Annotated in this window: 12 protein-coding genes and 1 pseudogene; 6 read left to right on the top strand and 7 right to left on the bottom strand. The window is 49.9% G+C overall.

The features are described from left to right. Positions 1 to 22: 22 nt before the first annotated feature. From C3B51_RS02495 to C3B51_RS02525, 7 genes are all read right to left on the bottom strand, one after another. The gene (locus C3B51_RS02495) at positions 23 to 226 is read right to left on the bottom strand and encodes a hypothetical protein (protein WP_130244061.1); all 204 of its coding nucleotides are present in this window, start codon (positions 224 to 226) and stop codon (positions 23 to 25) included. Between the two features lie 207 nt (positions 227 to 433). Continuing rightward, the gene (gene cspE, locus C3B51_RS02500; RefSeq protein ID WP_046003072.1) at positions 434 to 646 is read right to left on the bottom strand and encodes a transcription antiterminator/RNA stability regulator CspE; all 213 of its coding nucleotides are present in this window, start codon (positions 644 to 646) and stop codon (positions 434 to 436) included. Between the two features lie 263 nt (positions 647 to 909). Further along, complete coding sequence (locus tag C3B51_RS02505; protein ID WP_130244062.1) at positions 910 to 2,145, bottom strand: uracil-xanthine permease family protein; 1,236 nt, start codon at positions 2,143 to 2,145, stop codon at positions 910 to 912. 10 nt (positions 2,146 to 2,155) lie between these two features. Further along, positions 2,156 to 2,785, bottom strand: a complete 630-nt coding sequence (upp, locus tag C3B51_RS02510) for a uracil phosphoribosyltransferase (RefSeq protein ID WP_046003070.1) — start codon at positions 2,783 to 2,785, stop codon at positions 2,156 to 2,158. 199 nt (positions 2,786 to 2,984) lie between these two features. Next, positions 2,985 to 3,830 (bottom strand): hypothetical protein, encoded by an 846-nt coding sequence (locus tag C3B51_RS02515; RefSeq protein WP_130244063.1) that lies wholly within the window; start codon positions 3,828 to 3,830, stop codon positions 2,985 to 2,987. Positions 3,831 to 4,012: 182 nt separating this feature from the next. Continuing rightward, positions 4,013 to 6,268: an Ig-like domain-containing protein gene (locus C3B51_RS02520; RefSeq protein WP_130244064.1), complete on the bottom strand. Its 2,256-nt coding sequence runs from the start codon at positions 6,266 to 6,268 to the stop codon at positions 4,013 to 4,015. A 411-nt stretch (positions 6,269 to 6,679) separates the two neighbouring features. After that, complete coding sequence (locus tag C3B51_RS02525; protein WP_130244065.1) at positions 6,680 to 8,962, bottom strand: Ig-like domain-containing protein; 2,283 nt, start codon at positions 8,960 to 8,962, stop codon at positions 6,680 to 6,682. 162 nt (positions 8,963 to 9,124) lie between these two features. On the opposite strand from C3B51_RS02525, the gene C3B51_RS02530 reads away from it, so the two are divergent. From C3B51_RS02530 to C3B51_RS02550, 6 genes and pseudogenes are all read left to right on the top strand, one after another. Next, positions 9,125 to 9,499 carry a hypothetical protein gene (locus tag C3B51_RS02530; RefSeq protein ID WP_130244066.1) on the top strand — a complete coding sequence of 125 codons (375 nt, stop codon included), beginning with the start codon at positions 9,125 to 9,127 and terminating at the stop codon, positions 9,497 to 9,499. A 146-nt stretch (positions 9,500 to 9,645) separates the two neighbouring features. Continuing rightward, the gene (locus C3B51_RS02535; protein ID WP_130244125.1) at positions 9,646 to 10,134 is read left to right on the top strand and encodes a DUF411 domain-containing protein; all 489 of its coding nucleotides are present in this window, start codon (positions 9,646 to 9,648) and stop codon (positions 10,132 to 10,134) included. Beyond that, a complete protein-coding gene (locus C3B51_RS23870; protein ID WP_240701837.1) occupies positions 10,134 to 10,292 on the top strand; it encodes a hypothetical protein in 159 nt (52 codons plus the stop codon). Before C3B51_RS02535 ends, C3B51_RS23870 begins: the two co-directional genes overlap by 1 nt. 36 nt (positions 10,293 to 10,328) lie before the next feature. After that, positions 10,329 to 11,468 (top strand): annotated as a pseudogene (locus C3B51_RS24135) (TolC family protein); the annotation flags it as partial. Continuing rightward, complete coding sequence (locus tag C3B51_RS02545) at positions 11,461 to 13,164, top strand: efflux RND transporter periplasmic adaptor subunit (protein ID WP_130244067.1); 1,704 nt, start codon at positions 11,461 to 11,463, stop codon at positions 13,162 to 13,164. The pseudogene C3B51_RS24135 and the gene C3B51_RS02545, both read left to right, overlap by 8 nt. A gap of 15 nt (positions 13,165 to 13,179) precedes the next feature. After that, a complete protein-coding gene (locus tag C3B51_RS02550) occupies positions 13,180 to 16,329 on the top strand; it encodes an efflux RND transporter permease subunit (RefSeq protein ID WP_130244068.1) in 3,150 nt (1,049 codons plus the stop codon). The last annotated feature ends 3 nt before the right edge of the window (positions 16,330 to 16,332 follow it).

Raw genomic sequence — 16,332 nt, forward strand, 5'->3', positions numbered from 1 at the left:
CAATGGAATAAGGGCGTGCAGATCAGCGGTTTCGGTTCAAAAAACGCTCTACATTGGCAAAAAGCTTGTTGCATTTTGCAAGCTGATTTTGATATTCGGGGGCGTCTTCATTTAATAGTTCAAGAGACTCTTTTTCCTGGCGATATTCACTCACCAATTTTTCAAGCTTTTCTTCAAAACTAATTTTTCGCCCTTTATTGGCAGTTTTCTTTGTTTGCTTTCGCATGCTAAGTCTCAATTTGATAGATAAGGTTTATGAGAAATATGGGCCGGTCAAATTGATAATGCGGTAATAACAATTAACTTTGTATGCCAGTTTTCTATATGGAGGGGCCAGAAATAGAGAGTTAATTTCTGCTTAGCTTTTCAGCCGTTTTTCTGCGGTTACATAAAGGGATATGCGCTTTAAACAACACATCCCTTTATTGTGATACTAAGCTGCGGTGACGTTGGCAGCTTGTGGGCCTTTGGCGCCTTGTTCTGAATTGAAAGCCACTTTTTGCCCTTCGACCAGAGTTTTAAAACCATCACCTTCAATTGCTCTGAAGTGTACAAACACATCTGCGCCGCCATTGTCAGGTGTGATAAAGCCAAAGCCTTTAGATTCGTTAAACCATTTTACTGAACCAGTTGTTTTATTAGACATACATACCTCGATATAATCGATAAAATTTAAATTGAAGCTACTAAACCTGTAATGTAGGAAAAGATATCGCAGGGTAAGTATGACGAAGTGAATCGAAAAGAAACTGGGAAAGCTTGTACTAAATATTCATTAATAGCTCAGCTGTTTGAGCTGTGACCCACTATACAGCATATAGGGTGAATAGATAGCACTTTATTTTATTTCTGGATTTTAAAATGCTCAGCATAGTCGGTTATTACATTATACTGAGCATTATTAGCAACTTAATCTTCTTGCTTAGGATTAGGTAGCAGTAAATTAAGCACAATGCCCAAAATGGCGCACAGGCTCACCCCTTGCAGGCTAAACTCGGTGCTGCCAAGTTGCATACCACCAATACCGAATACCAGGATCAGCGCTATGATACTCAGGTTACGTGGTGCACTGAGGTCAGTGTCTGACTTAACCAGTGTGTTTAGACCAACCACTGCAATAGAGCCAAATAGCAGAGTCATAATCCCGCCCATAACCGGGGTTGGAATGGTCTGTAAGCCTGCGCCCATCTTGCCAACAAAGGCCAGTACGATGGCTATCACTGCCGTCCAGGTCATGACCTGAGGGTTGAAGTTACGGGTAAGCATCACCGCCCCGGTGACTTCTGAGTAGGTGGTATTGGGTGGACCACCAAACAAAGAGGCCGTAGAGGTGGCCAGGCCGTCGCCCAGTAAGGTGCGGTGCAGGCCGGGTTTTTCCAGGTAATCTTTACCGGTAACATTACTGATAGCCATCATATCGCCTATGTGTTCAATGGCCGGAGCAATTGCTACTGGCACCATAAACAGGATGGCAGGCCAGTAAAACTCGGGCCAGACAAACGCCGGAATGGCCAGCCAGCTGGCATTGGTCACGGCATCAAACTGCACTATGCCGAAAAACAGCGATAAGGCATACCCGGTGATAATCCCTGCCAGAATCGGGATGAGACGAAAAATCCCTTTGGCGGTGACGGCCACTACTAAGGTCACAACGAGTGACAACAAGGAAATGATCAAAGCCTGTTCGTAAGCAACCAGCTGCACACTACCATCGCCACTTTTGCCCATAGCCATATTAACCGCGACTGGGGCTAGCGCCAGACCGATCACCATGATCACCGGACCGACAACGACCGGAGGTAAGATTTTATGCAGAATATCAGCGCCCTTAAAGCGCACCAGTAAGCTTAGCAAAATATAGGCGAAACCCGCAGCCATGAGTCCACCCATGGTGGCAGGGATCCCCCATACCTGTACGCTGGCAATGATGGGCGCGATAAAAGCAAACGAAGAAGCCAGAAAAACCGGCACTTGTCCGCGTGTGACAAACTGAAACACCAAAGTGCCAAGGCCTGCGGTAAACAGCGCAACGTTGGGGTCCAGACCGGTCAGCAAGGGCACCAGTACCAGCGCACCAAAGGCGACAAAAAGCATCTGGGCACCGCTCACTATGGTTTTAAGCGATGTGAAAGACGTATTGGACATTCAGCGTGTCCTACACTGTGCCAAAAATTTTATCACCGGCATCGCCAAGGCCTGGCACTATGTAGCCTTTCTCATTCAGGTGGCTGTCCAGTGAGGCGGTGAAAATCTCTACGTCAGGGTGGGCTTCCAGGGTTTTGTCTACGCCTTCAGGTGCCGCAACCAGCACAATGACTTTGATCTCTTTACAGCCGGCTTTTTTCAGCATATCGATTGTGGCAATCATAGAGCCACCGGTGGCCAGCATAGGGTCAATTACCAGACTCATGCGCTCTTCAATGTTACCAACCAGCTTCTCAAAGTAGGGTACAGGTTCAAGCGTTTCTTCGTTGCGTTGCAGGCCAACCACACTGACCTTGGCGCTTGGAATTAACTGCATCACGCCTTCCATCATACCCAGCCCGGCGCGTAGGATTGGCACAACAGTGATTTTCTTGCCTTTAATGTGTTGAACTGTCAGGTCATCTCCCTGCCAGCCCTTGATGGTGATATCTTCTAATGGAATGTCCTTAGTTGCTTCATAGGTCAGCAGGGTACCCACTTCCTGACATAACTCGCGAAAGCTTTTTGTGCTGATCCCATGCTCACGCATCAGGCCAAGTTTATGCTGTACAAGCGGGTGTTTGATTACATGAATGCTCATTGAAAAGATACTCCAGATAAAATTTATCGCTATTCTAGCTTAGCTCTTCGAGAATTACCCTGAGATAACGCAAATAATTTATTCAATGAGTTAGGTACGGTTTACACCCGAACGAGCTGGAAGTTGAGAGCCAGAACAGCGAGTGTCGCGGTAGGTTGCGCTGCTTCTCTCTGCAACAGACGAAATGGTTGTGGTGGGGTCATGGCTGAGGCGTTGTCTGTGCTTCTGGTGTAGGCAGTGCCAGTGTGATCAGACGCCGCTTTGACACTTGATGCCTTTTCAGTAGATATCCGAAGTGCTTGTTCAACAGCTTAGTCTGCAATCCACTGTCGCGGGCCTGTGTTAATGCCCGGGTCAGGATGGAGATATGTACTGTGTTTGCTCGATGCAGATAAAAATGAAAATCCAGTGGGTAGCTCAGTATCAGTCGCGGCTCAATGATCACCCCATTACTCAGTTCGTAATCATCGATTTCGTTGATGCCCCGGGAAAAGTAATCAAAACCACGATTACCCTCGATAAGCATACGTAAAATGGTCGTATGATCGCTGGCACTTTCTATATAGGGGAGCTTATTAGCTTGCCAGATCTGGCTATCATACCAGCCGGGAGCAAAAACACCGGTCAGCTTAGCGCTGCGCAGGCTGTCCAGTGAATCGATGGTGTCAAAGCGCGCCTGATGGCGTTGGTGGATCAACAGTAATCGCTTACCAATGAGCCCCTGAGTCAGAGGGACATCTATTTTGTGGAAGCTGGCGTCGCGCTCAGGCGTTGCCAAACGCATGATCATGGTGATCCGGCCGCTGTTTAGTAATCGGGATTCACGCATATATAAAGGATTTGGGGTCATGGTTAAGACAAGCTCGTAGTCCAGCTCGGCCAGTGCCAGATGGAGTAATTCACTGATGTATTTTTGTAATTTGACCTGGCGAATTGGCAGGGTAATTTCCAGGGAGTACTTGGGCGTTGCTACAGTGTCTGGCTCGTGAGTCTGACTTTGGCAAGTCCAGGCTAACAATACACACACAATCAACACATACTTCATGACGCACTCCAACCGCTTTACTTAGAGCCCTGTGTGGCGCTTTTGGACTTCGATGCATAGAGTATAGCTAAGATGTGTAATCCCACAGGAGGATTAAAGCGCAAGCTTTGCGAAGGGAGCATTCGGGTGACAAGAGAGGAAAAACATGGTGGGCAAAGCCCACCATGTGCAGGGTCGTTTAATTAGAGCACTTTACGGACGATACGTAAGCCATGTGTTGGGGCGGTACGCTCGGCCATAACCGTTGAACCATCCGCTTCTCTGAATGTCCATTGCGGCTTGTTAGACAGTGTCGAATTGAACACGGGGGTTTCGCCGACATATGCCAGATTGGGGTCGAAAGAAATGTTAACAATCAAGTCTGTACTTGGATTTTCTCCAATTCCAGATACAGAGCCATCGGCATTTACATGCAACGCATTATTAAGAGATAGGTCAAAAAACAATACCTTACTGTTCACTGCCAGTGCATTTAGGTTTTGATCAAGCTTATAACTGTGGACAGAGTGGTACATATCCACACCGAAAAGAAGAAGGTTGTTCTGGCTATCTAGCAGCAGCCCGCTCAATCCATCCGCGCTAGTATTAGCGCTTCGCCAGCTGTGTGTAACCTGAAGATCTTTGTTTAGTTTAGCTGTAAACATAGTAATAGGATCAATGGTCGAGTCAGACTCATTCTCTTTCATCAATGTACCAGCAACAACAAGTTGTTCAGAGTCGATCACCTTTAAATGTGATGCAGAAAGAGTGAAAGTGCCAAAGTCATGAGCAAATGGAGTGCTATTAACAATTTCACCTGTAGTCAGGTCTACCTGCTGGAGTGAGTTGCTATAAGCCAGGTCATCGTGCTGTACGCTTAGCAGACGGAAGTACTGCTCATTCCACAATACCGCATCGTTGATACTCGCAGACTTTTCGCCATTGGCATTATGTGGCGTTTCCTTGTACCAAATTTCATCTCCAGTGCTGGTTAATTTGGTTGTTACAGTGTTCGAGATACCGGCTTGACTATCATAATAGGCACCGCTGGCTACTAACTCGCCGTTGGGCAGCTCCACAATGGTGTTAAGCGAAGGTGACCCCGGCTTATCAATTGTCTTTTCCCAAAGCACGTTACCATAAGCGTCTAACTTAGCCAGCCAGTTGTTATCGCCCTTTTGAGATAAGATGATATGACCTTTGTCTGATGTGCTGATCATGCTTGCTTCATATGGGTTTACATTGTCAAATGAAACGTCATATACACCAGCGTTGATTGTCTGTATGTCGCTTAGGGCAGACTCATTACCCGCGATATCAACAGACTGGATTTGCCAGCTGTATTCACCGGCAGGTAGCGTCAGCTCGAGCGTGTTTGAGTCTGTGGTTGCTTCAAAGCTGTCATCTGTTGTGTTGTTGGTTGCAGTGACAATGTAAGAAGCTAATTTATCGTTGTTTTCCCAGCTGAATGTCACGCGATGCTGATCATCTTCCATGACCATTGCCGTCTCAACGTTTGCCGGTGCCTGAGGCGCTTCCAGTTCAACGTTTAACATGGTGGGTGCTGACTTGTGGCCATATGCATTAACAATCCTTGCCTCCACCTGATGTGAGCCCGGTTTTAGCCCTTCAAGGACCAAAGTCTGGCCGTCTTTTGAATTCGTAGTGCGGTCTGCTTGTTCAGCCAGTGCAAGCTGGACGTAAAACCCGTCTTCAAGTTCTGGTGTTTTGTAAGTCAGTTTATAGCCCGCTTCAGTCAATTCAATCTCAGGCTCTTCGATGGCTGTCGGCGCTTCAGGTGCCAACAGAGTGAAGCTTTCTGACTGAGACCAGGGGCCAGTCTGCTCCAGGCTATTTGTGGCGCGGTAGCTGATATTGTACTCGCCAAGGAGCAGCTCAGTCAGCTCAGCACTGGTGTCGTCAGATTTTATGATTTGTTCTGTACCATCACGCTTGATCTGGATTTCATAAAATTCCGCATTGTTAACCGGGCTGAACGAGACTTTGAGTGAATCGGTATTGCGCAGTGTTTCATTCAGCTCACCAAATGCCATCGCATCGGTGACGGCATTAGTGACTTCGACGTTGAACGGGGCAGCACTGTTGTGCACCTTGTTGTCTTTGTCGACGGCTTCAATTGAGATGGTGGCCGATGAATTACCCCAATAATAGGCATCCCATTGCAATGACCAAGGCGCTGACTCAATGGTATCTACTTTCTCTCCATTGACTAACAATGAGAGCGATTTTACCTGGCTTTCGTCAGAGACAGAAACCTTCACTTCGGTTGATGATGCATCGACTTCACTGGTTGCAGACAATGAGGTAACAGAGACAGACAGAGGTTGTTTTTCGGGTGTCACAATCGGTGCTGACTTATCGGAGTCCGAGCCACATCCAGTTAAGGCCAGACACACGGCGAAACCCACAGAGGAAAGAGGTAAGCTTTTTAGATTCATTGATTTTACTTCCATGATTATTGAGTATTTTTCTTTATTGTACCTCTTCTTGTGGTAATGGAAAATGGTAGAAGCGCTTGATAGTACTCACTAAATTGTACTCAACTGGTTCTATATGTGTAATGATGTAATCAGATGTAAATGGGCTAATTGCTGCGTTTTACTAAGTTATCTCTGCTTAGGGGCTTTATTTACCTTGCTGCTATATGGTTTGGCAACCACCTCCCTATTGCTGTCGCGTCATTCTTGTATTGCCTTCATATTGATCTTCCCCAGTTGCCGTGTGCTTGCAGTTAAAATGCGCTTTTCCAGAACTAAATTGGTGCACAAGAAGCGGAGTCAGAAAAAAGCGGGCTGCACCTGGTTGAAGCAAGGAGCATGGCGAGTCAACTCGCCATGCTTTAGCCTATATTAAAATACGGTACGGATAACACGTAAACCAGACCCAGAATACGGAGCCACTCTGTCGGTGAAAATCGTTGTCCCATCTTTCGCTTTAAGCACATATGAAGGTCCATCGTTCAGTGCCGGACTGTCAAAAGCGTCTTTTCTGACAAATGCCAGGTTGGAGTCGAAATGGGCGCTGTATAAGGTATTTGAATTGAAGTCCATTCCAATTGCTACAACAGAGCCATCGGAAGTAAGGTGCGCAGCTGACTCCCAATCAACATCTAATTCAGCGTTTAGGTAATTGATCTGGGCGGCCAGCACATTTAAGTTAGCGTCCAGTTTGTAAGTATTGACGTTAACAGAGGATTCTTCTTGACCAAACACGAGTAGGTTCTTTTGCTCGTCTAGCTTTATCGCGCCAAAATAATCGCTATACGGGCTCGCCACATTCGTACCTTGCCAGCTGTGTGTCAGTTTAAGCGTTTTGTCTAGCTTTGCGACAAACACATTGACATGGTCAGTAGTCAATTCAGAGTATGTTTCTGTCAACAAGGTGCCAGCAATGGCCAGTTGTTCAGAGTCGATAACCATTAACTCACTCGCACTAATTCTGTAAGGGCCAAAGTCACCGACAAATGGCGTGCTGGTAACGATTTCACCGGTGTTCAAATCAATTTGCTGGATTGTGATTTCGTAACCCGTATTATAATTTCCTACACTTTGCAGGCGGTAATACTTGTCATTCCAAAGCACAGCAGAGGTGATGCTGCCAGACCTGTCACCATTGTTATTTTGAGTTTCGGTATACCAAATTTCGTCTCCATTTTCAGAGAACTTAGCCGTAACACCGTAAGACTTTCCTGCATTGTAAAAGCTACCACTGGCGACTAATTCCCCACTGGGGAGTTCTAACAGAGTGTTAAGTGGTTGGTATCCGGGTTTAGAAATTGTTTTTTCCCACAATACGTTACCGTACGCATCCAGCTTTACCAGCCAGTTGTCATCTCCTTTGTCAGATAGAATGACGGTGCCATTATCTAAGGTCGATAGGACGTTTACACTAGACCATGCAACGTTCTCAAATTGTATGTCGTATACGCCAACCGAGAGGGTCTTTGTGTTGCTCCAGGCAGACTCATTACCCGCGATATCAACAGACTGGATTTGCCAGCTGTATTCACCGGCAGGTAGCATAAAGTCAAGTGTATTCGAGTCTGTCACGATTGTTTCAGTGCTTTGCTCAGTTGTATTGTTGGTTGTAGTAACAAGGTAATAAGCCAAATTATCGTTGTTTTCCCAGCTGAAGGTCACGCGATGTTGATCCCCCTCCATAACCATTGCCGTTTCAACGTTTTCCGGTGCCTGAGGCGCTTCCAGTTCAACGTTTAACATGGTGGGTGCTGACTTATGACCATATGCATTGATAATGCTTGCCTCCACCTGATATGCGCCCGGTTTTAGCCCTTCAAAAACCAAAGCCTGGCCGTCTTTTGAATTCGTGGTGAGGTCTGTTTGTTCACCCAGTTCAACCAGTGCAAGCTGGACGTAAAGCCCGTCTTCAAGTTCCGGTGGCGTGTATGTCAGTTTATAGCCCGTTTCAGTCAGTTCAATCTTTGGCTCTTCCATGGCTGCCGGTGCTTCCGGTGCTAACAGGGTGAAAGTTTCTGGCTGAGACCAGGGGCCAGTCTGCTCCAGGCTATTTGTGGCGCGGTAGCTGATATTGTACTCGCCAAGAAGCAGCTCAGTCAGCTCAGCACTGGTGTCGTCAGATTTTATGATTTGTTCTGTACCATCACGCTTGATCTGGATTTCATAAAATTCCGCATTGTTAACCGGGCTGAACGAGACTTTGAGTGAATCGGTATTGCGCAGTGTTTCATTCAGCTCACCAAATGCCATCGCATCGGTGACGGCATTAGTGACTTCGACGTTGAACGGAGCAGCACTGTTGTGCACCTTGTTGTCTTTGTCGACGGCTTCAATTGAGATGGTGGCCGATGAATTACCCCAATAATAGGCATCCCATTGCAATGACCAAGGCGCTGACTCGATGGTATCTACTTTCTCTCCATTGACTAACAATGAGAGCGATTTTACCTGGCTTTCGTCAGAGACAGAAACCTTCACTTCGGTTGATGATGCATCGACTTCACTGGTCGCAGACAATGAGGTAACAGAGACAGACAGAGGTTGTTTTTCGGGTGTCACAACCGGTGCTGACTTATCGGAGTCCGAACCACATCCAGTTAAGGCCAGACACACGGCGAAACCCACAGAGGAAAGAGGTAAGTTTTTTAGATTCATTGATTTTACTTCCATGATTATTGAGTATTTTGCTCTATTGTACCTCTTTTTGTTAACGATAGAAAACATCAGATGTGGGTGATAATACTCTCCAAATTATACTCAACTCGTTTAATGTGTGTAATAATGTTGTCAGAGGTGATCGGGGCAATTATGAGTTACGTGGGTAAGTTAATTGTATTTATACTGGCCATCCTGGCTTTTGCAGCTCAGGGGATGTCGGCAATGGTGATGAACTGTGAGGTACATATGCAGGGACACACTATGCACGGCACGGCTATGCATAAAGCGCCGTCAAACCACCATCATGGTGATGAACTCGACTCTGAGCTCCTGCTTGTGCATCCAGATTCTGCACAAGATTGTTGTGAGAGTGACTGTGCCTGTCCCGCTAATGCCTGTAGCAGTGCACAACTGCTGCCTGTTGCCGAATTTTCTCTCACTACAGACCCCGTTTTCCTTGCCGCAATTTGGCATGACGACCAACTCCCAATAGCGGTCGCTCAGTCCTTATATCGCCCCCCCATTTTTGCCTGACTCAGGTGAAGTGCGTCTAAATTTTGGCGCCTGACCTGTCAATCCAACTTCTTAAGATGATAACACTGCGCTTTGCAGTGTGATGATTACATGATCCTTGCCTGCGCTCGCCGTTTTAGCGCGCAGGAAGAAGACGGAGGCAAATGATGTCTTTTACTATCAAAAAATATGGTCTATTTCTGAGCGCCTGTTTGTTCTCGCTGCTGAGCTTGAGCAGTCAGGCTCAGCCGGGCCCGCTACAAACTTTAACTGTCTATAAAACACCAACCTGTGGCTGCTGCAAAAAGTGGCTGTCGCACCTTTTGGCGCAAGGGGTTGCGGCGCAGGGCCGGGAGCTGGCGTCTTTAAGTGCGCTTAAATCACGTCACGGTATTGCACCGCGTTACCGCTCTTGCCATACCGCGCTTAGCCATGACGGCTGGGTCTTTGAAGGGCACGTCCCGGCTAAGTTTATTCAGCAATTTCTGGCCAACCCTAAAGCGGATGCCATTGGGCTGAGTGTGCCTGCCATGCCACTGGGTTCGCCTGGCATGGAAGTAGATGGCCGATTTATGCCATATCAGGTCTTACTGCTGATGAAAGATGGCAGCCATCAGGTTTATGCGCAAATCGATACTTATAAGGAGCAGTTTTGATGTCGTTTTTAATTCCTGCAACAGCCCGTTGCGCGCTGTTGGGCGCACTGATAATGGCAACCAGCTCTGTGCAGGCCTCTGCCAATTTACCTTTACAAAAAGCCATCGAGCAGGCGATTGCTCAGGATCCTTTATTGCAAAAACACCAACACCAGTAGCAAGCCACCTATGCGCAAGGCCTCGCCGCCGGTACGCTACCTGATCCCAAAGTGTCCTTGTCTATGATGAATCTGCCAGTGGATGGCTGGCAACACGACCGCGAGGCAATGACCCAGCTTAAGGTGGGCGTGAGCCAACAGTTTGGCCGTGGCGATGAGTTAGCACTTAAACGTGAACAGCTACAGATTGCCAGTGAGGAATATCCATTGCTGCGCGCCGACCGGATTGCGCAAATACGGGCACAAGTCAGCCAGCTATGGCTCGATACCTATCTGGCCGAGCGTACCATTGCTTTGATTGAGCAGGACAAAGCCCTGTTTGAACAACTGGTTGATGTCAGTAAAGCCAGTTATGCCAATGTGGTCGGGCGTACCCGCCAGCAGGATGTGATCCGCGCGCAACTGGAGTTAGTGCAGCTCGATGACCGCCTCAGTGTTGAATACCAAAAACGGGAGTCTGCGCGTGCACAGCTGCTGGCCTGGCTGCGAGGCGCTCAGGCGCATATCGCCTGGTCTGATATCAATCTGCCAGAGACCTTGCCTCAGCTAAAAGTGGCTGTCCCGGCTATTTTTGTACAAGGCAAGCCGGATGCAGAGCGACTATTGGCACGGCTTACCAGCCATCCGGTGGTGCTGGCGCAGGATGTGCGTATTGAGGCGGCTGGCAAAGGGGTTGCGATTGCTCGCCAGCAATATAAGCCGCAGTGGGGCGTGAATGCCAGTTATGGATATCGCAGTGATATGCCAGATGGCAGCAGCCGCGCAGACTTCTTTTCGCTGGGGGTGACGCTGGATGTGCCTTTATTCACGGACAACCGTCAGGACCAGTGGCTGAGCTCAGCTCAGTCAAATCGCGAAGCCATCAAAACCGATAAATTACTGTTGCTGCGTGAGCTGTCCGGTCAGGTTGAAAAAGAGGCGAGTCAGCTGAGACGATTGTCAGAGCGTCAGACCTTGTATCGGGATCAGTTGTTACAACAAACGCACGAGCAGGCAGAAGCCGCGCTTACCGCTTACACCAATGATAACGGTGATTTTGCAGAGGTCGTGCGTGCTCGCATTGCCGAGCTCAATGCCAGAGTCGCGGCCAAACAAATTGACGTCGATGCTCTTAAAACCGTTGCCAGACTGAACTATTACCTCACCACCTATCAGCCAGGAGTGACTCATGAATAATACGCTGAAACTATTGCTTGCCGGTTTATCGGGTGGCGCGCTGAGCTATGCCCTGATGACGCTGACCGCTGCACCCTCTCATACCGCTGACGCAGAGGTCGATAGCAACCAGCCGCTCTACTGGGTGGCGCCAATGGACAGTAATTATCGCCGTGATAAACCCGGAAAGTCGCCCATGGGCATGGATCTGGTGCCAGTTTATGCCGAAAGTGAAGAACAGGTGGCGGGCGCCGTTACGATATCTCCTGAAGTGGTGAACAACCTGGGCGTGAGAACTGCCGCAGTTGAGGTGGGGCCGATGCACAGCACAATTTCGACGGTCGGTTATGTGCAATATGACGAAGACAAGTTGGTACACATTCACCCACGTGTCGATGGCTGGGTGGAAACCTTATACATCAAAGCGGCCGGCGAGCCGGTGGAGCAGGGGCAACCATTGTACTCGCTCTATTCGCCGCAGCTGGTGAATGCGCAGGAAGAGTTTTTGATCGCATTAAATCGTAACAATGCCACCCTGATCAAAGCGGCACGGGAGCGTTTAATAGCGCTGCAATTGTCGTCCGATTTTATCGCCAGTTTAGAGGCGCAGCGTCAGGTGCGTCAGACCATCACCTTCTACGCCCGTCAAAGCGGCGTGATAGCCGAGCTGAAGATCCGCGAAGGGTTTTATGTCAATCCAGGTAATACCCTGATGAGTATTGCCCAGCTGGATCAGGTCTGGGTGGAAGCCGAAGTATTCGAGCGCGATACCGCGCTGGTCAAAGCTGGTCAGCCCGTTACCATGACGTTGGACTATCTGCCCGGTGCGCGTTGGCAGGGCAATGTAGACTATGTTTATCCAACCCTTAATGAAACCACCCGGACCCTGCGGGTACGATTGAAGTTTGACAATGCAGCAGGGCAACTGAAACCCAATATGTTTGCTCAGGTGCAAATTCAGGCTGGCAGCAAAGCACAAGCCATGCAGGTGCCGAGCGAGGCGGTGATCCGCACCGGTAAGCAGGATAGGGTTGTTGTGGCGTTGGGCGAAGGGCGCTTTAAATCTGTGGCCGTTACTTTGGGTCGGGTAGGGCTGCAAAGCACAGAGATCCTTGATGGACTTCATCAGGACGACCGGGTCGTCACCTCGGCTCATTTCCTGATTGATTCGGAGTCCAGCAAAAGCTCTGACTTTAAGCGTATGAGTGCGGATGCAAAACCGACTCAGGTCTGGATGGCCGGGACTGTGAACCACTATGAGGCGCAATCGGACGTGATCAACATAACCCATGATGCCGTGCCCGAGTGGGAATGGCCCGAAATGACCATGGACTTTCAGCTTGCCGAGACGCTCGACAGCAGTGCGCTAAAAACCGGCCAGTCGCTGCATTTTGAGGTCACCAAAACGGATGCCGGGTATGAAATCACCACCATTCACATTATGGCTGAACCTACCTTGCCAACGGCGACCGTGGACGGCCATATCAAAGCAATAGATGCCGGGTCTCGCATCGCCACTATCCATCGCGGAGCCATTGAAAAATGGGGTCGTGCAGCGGCCACCATGGACTTTGTGATAGCCGAAGACATCGACCTGAGTGCGTTTAATGTTGGCGATCAGATAACCTTTACCTTTGAGGTGGGGGATGACTTTGTTGTGACTCAGATGCAGCACGGCGAGCAAGACTCAGCCATGTCTGAACATGCGCATCATTAAGCCAGGAGTATTATCATGATAGCAGCAATCATAACCTGGTCTTTGCACAATCGCGTACTGGTCCTGCTGAGCACACTGATGCTGGTGGCGGGCGGCCTGTTTGCTCTGAAGCAAACGCCGGTCGATGCCATTCCGGATCTATCGGATGTCCAGGTCATAGTCAAAACCAGTTATCCGGGCCAGTCGCCGCAGGTGGTCCAGGATCAGGTCACCTTTCCGTTGACCACCGCCATGTTGTCGGTCCCAGGCGCAACCACAGTGCGGGGTTACTCCTTCTATGGCGATTCCTATGTGTATGTGATCTTTGATGACGACACAGATCTTTACTGGGCGCGCAGCCGGGTGCTGGAGTATCTCAGCCAGGCGGCCAATTTACTGCCGCCGACTGCCAAACCAGAGCTTGGACCGGATGCCACCGGGGTGGGCTGGGTGTACATTTATGCCCTGACTGACAGCTCGGGTAAGCATGACATCAGCCAGTTACGTAGTCTTCAGGACTGGTTCTTAAAATACGAGTTACAGACGGTGCCCGGGGTCTCCGAAGTGGCTTCTGTGGGTGGTATGGTTAAGCAATATCAGGTGCAGGTTGACCCGGATAAACTGCGCGCCTATAACCTGCCCCTGAGTCATATTCAGCAGGCGCTGCAACGGGGTAACCAGGAAACCGGCGCGTCAGTCATCGAGATGGCAGAGGCCGAGTACATGGTGACGGCCACCGGATATATTCGTTCGGTCACCGACATTGCCCAGATCCCGCTGGGTCTTAATGCACAGGGCACCGCACTGACCTTAGGTGATGTCGCGCAAATAACCATAGGCCCGCAAATGCGACGCGGCATTGCCGAGCTTAACGGCGAAGGTGAAGTGGTTGGCGGCGTGGTGGTCATGCGCTTTGGTGAAAATGCGCAGCAGACCATTGCCGGTGTGAAAGCCCGGCTGGATGAGCTCAAAGCGTCCTTACCCGAAGGGGTTGAGGTGGTCACTGTGTATGACCGCAGCCAATTGATTGAGCGGGCAGTTGACAACCTGTGGCAAAAGCTGCTTGAAGAGCTATTGGTGGTGGCTGTGATCTGTGCCGCCTTCCTGTTCCATTTGCGCTCCTCGCTGGTGGCGGTGATCACTTTGCCACTGGGGATCCTGGTGGCCTTTATTGTCATGTATTTTCAGGGGATCAACGCCAACATCATGTCGCTTGGCGGGATTGCCATCGCCATCGGTGCGATGACCGATGGGGCAATCGTGATGATAGAAAACCTCCACAAGCACATGGAAAAGACCCCGCTGACCGATGACAATCGCTGGCAGGTTGTGGCAAAAGCCGCCACGGAAGTGGGACCCGCTCTGTTCTTTAGCTTGCTGATCATCACAGTGTCATTCCTGCCGGTGTTTATTCTCGAAGCGCAGGAAGGGCGCATGTTTGCGCCGCTGGCATACACCAAAACCTATGCCATGGCGGCAGCTGCCGGACTGGCAATTACCCTGGTCCCAGTGCTGATGGGCTACTTTATTCGTGGCAAAGTCACGCCGGAGCGTAAGAACCCGCTCAACCGGCTGCTTGTAGCTGCCTATATGCCGCTGCTGCGACAGGTGATGCGCTTCCCTAAGACCACGCTTCTGGCAGCGGTCGCTCTGACTGTGGTGGGCTTTTATCCGCTCAATAAAATCGGCAGCGAGTTTATTCCGCCACTGGATGAAGGCGACCTGATGTATATGCCCACCACTTATCCGGGGATTTCCATCGGTAAAGCGCGTGAGCTGTTGCAACAAACCGACAAACTGATTGCCACAGTGCCTGAGGTGGAGAATGTGTTTGGTAAAGTCGGACGTGCCGAATCGGCCACCGATCCCGCCCCGCTGACCATGATTGAAACCTTTATTCAGCTTAAACCACGCAGCGAATGGCGTGAGGGAATGACCACAGATAAGCTCAAAGCGGAGCTGGACCGTCTGGTGAAACTACCGGGTGTCAGCAATGCCTGGGTGATGCCCATCAAAACCCGTATTGATATGCTCGCGACGGGGATCAAAACACCGGTCGGGGTTAAGATTGCAGGCCCGGATCTGGCCGTTATCGAATCGCTTGGTCAGCGCCTCGAAACCATCCTTAATAAGGTGCCCGGCACGGCGTCTGTGTACTCCGAGCGGGTTGCGGGCGGGCGTTATATTAAGGTGGATATTCGCCGCGAGCAGGCCAGTCGCTTCGGGCTGAACATTGCCGATGTGCAGCAGGTGGTGGCCACCGCCATTGGTGGTATGAATGTCACCCAAACTATAGAAGGACAGGAGCGCTACCCGGTCAATTTACGTTATCCGCAGGATTATCGTAGCTCGCCCGAGCAGCTGGCACGGTTGCCGATAGTAACGCCTACTGGTCAGCGTATTGCACTTGGGGATGTGGCCGATGTGTACGTAGAAAGTGGTGCGCCGGGGATCAAAAGCGAGAATGCCCGCATCAATGGCTGGACCTTTGTTGACATAGACGGCGTAGACCTGGGCAGTTATGTTGAGCAGGCGCGCAACGTGGTCGCCAAAGAGCTGGAATTACCCGCCGGCTACTCGTTAAACTGGGCGGGTCAGTATGAATATATGATCCGGGCCCAGGAAAAGCTCAGTTATGTACTGCCGCTGACTTTGGCCATCATCATGTTGCTGTTATACCTTAACTTCCGCCGGTTTGGTGAGGTGGCGCTGATCCTGTTGACTCTGCCTATGGCCACCGTGGGCGGTCTGTGGTTGATGTATCTGCAAGGCTTTAACTTCTCTGTCGCGGTGGGGGTTGGCTTTATTGCGCTGGCCGGTGTGGCGGTTGAGATTGGCGTGCTCATGCTGGTGTATCTGGAGCAGGCGTTTAAAGATGTGCAAAGCGAGGCCAGAGCAAGGCAGGTGGCTGTAAGCGAATCGCAATACATTGATGCTTTGCTGCATGGTGCCGCACTACGGGTACGCCCGGTGATGATGACCGTCGCGACTATCATCATTGGTTTGCTGCCCATTTTGTATGGCACAGGCACTGGCTCTGAAATCATGAGTCGGATTGCCGCGCCTATGGTGGGCGGTATGCTCAGCGCGTTGGTATTGGCGCTATTGGTATTGCCGGTGTGTTATAGCCTGATGAAAAAGCCCGCGCTGCAACGCTTTAATGCGCAAATACAGCAGACCCCTTAACGG

It is taken from the genome of Pseudoalteromonas rubra (assembly GCF_004212645.1).
Taxonomy (GTDB): domain Bacteria; phylum Pseudomonadota; class Gammaproteobacteria; order Enterobacterales; family Alteromonadaceae; genus Pseudoalteromonas; species Pseudoalteromonas rubra_G.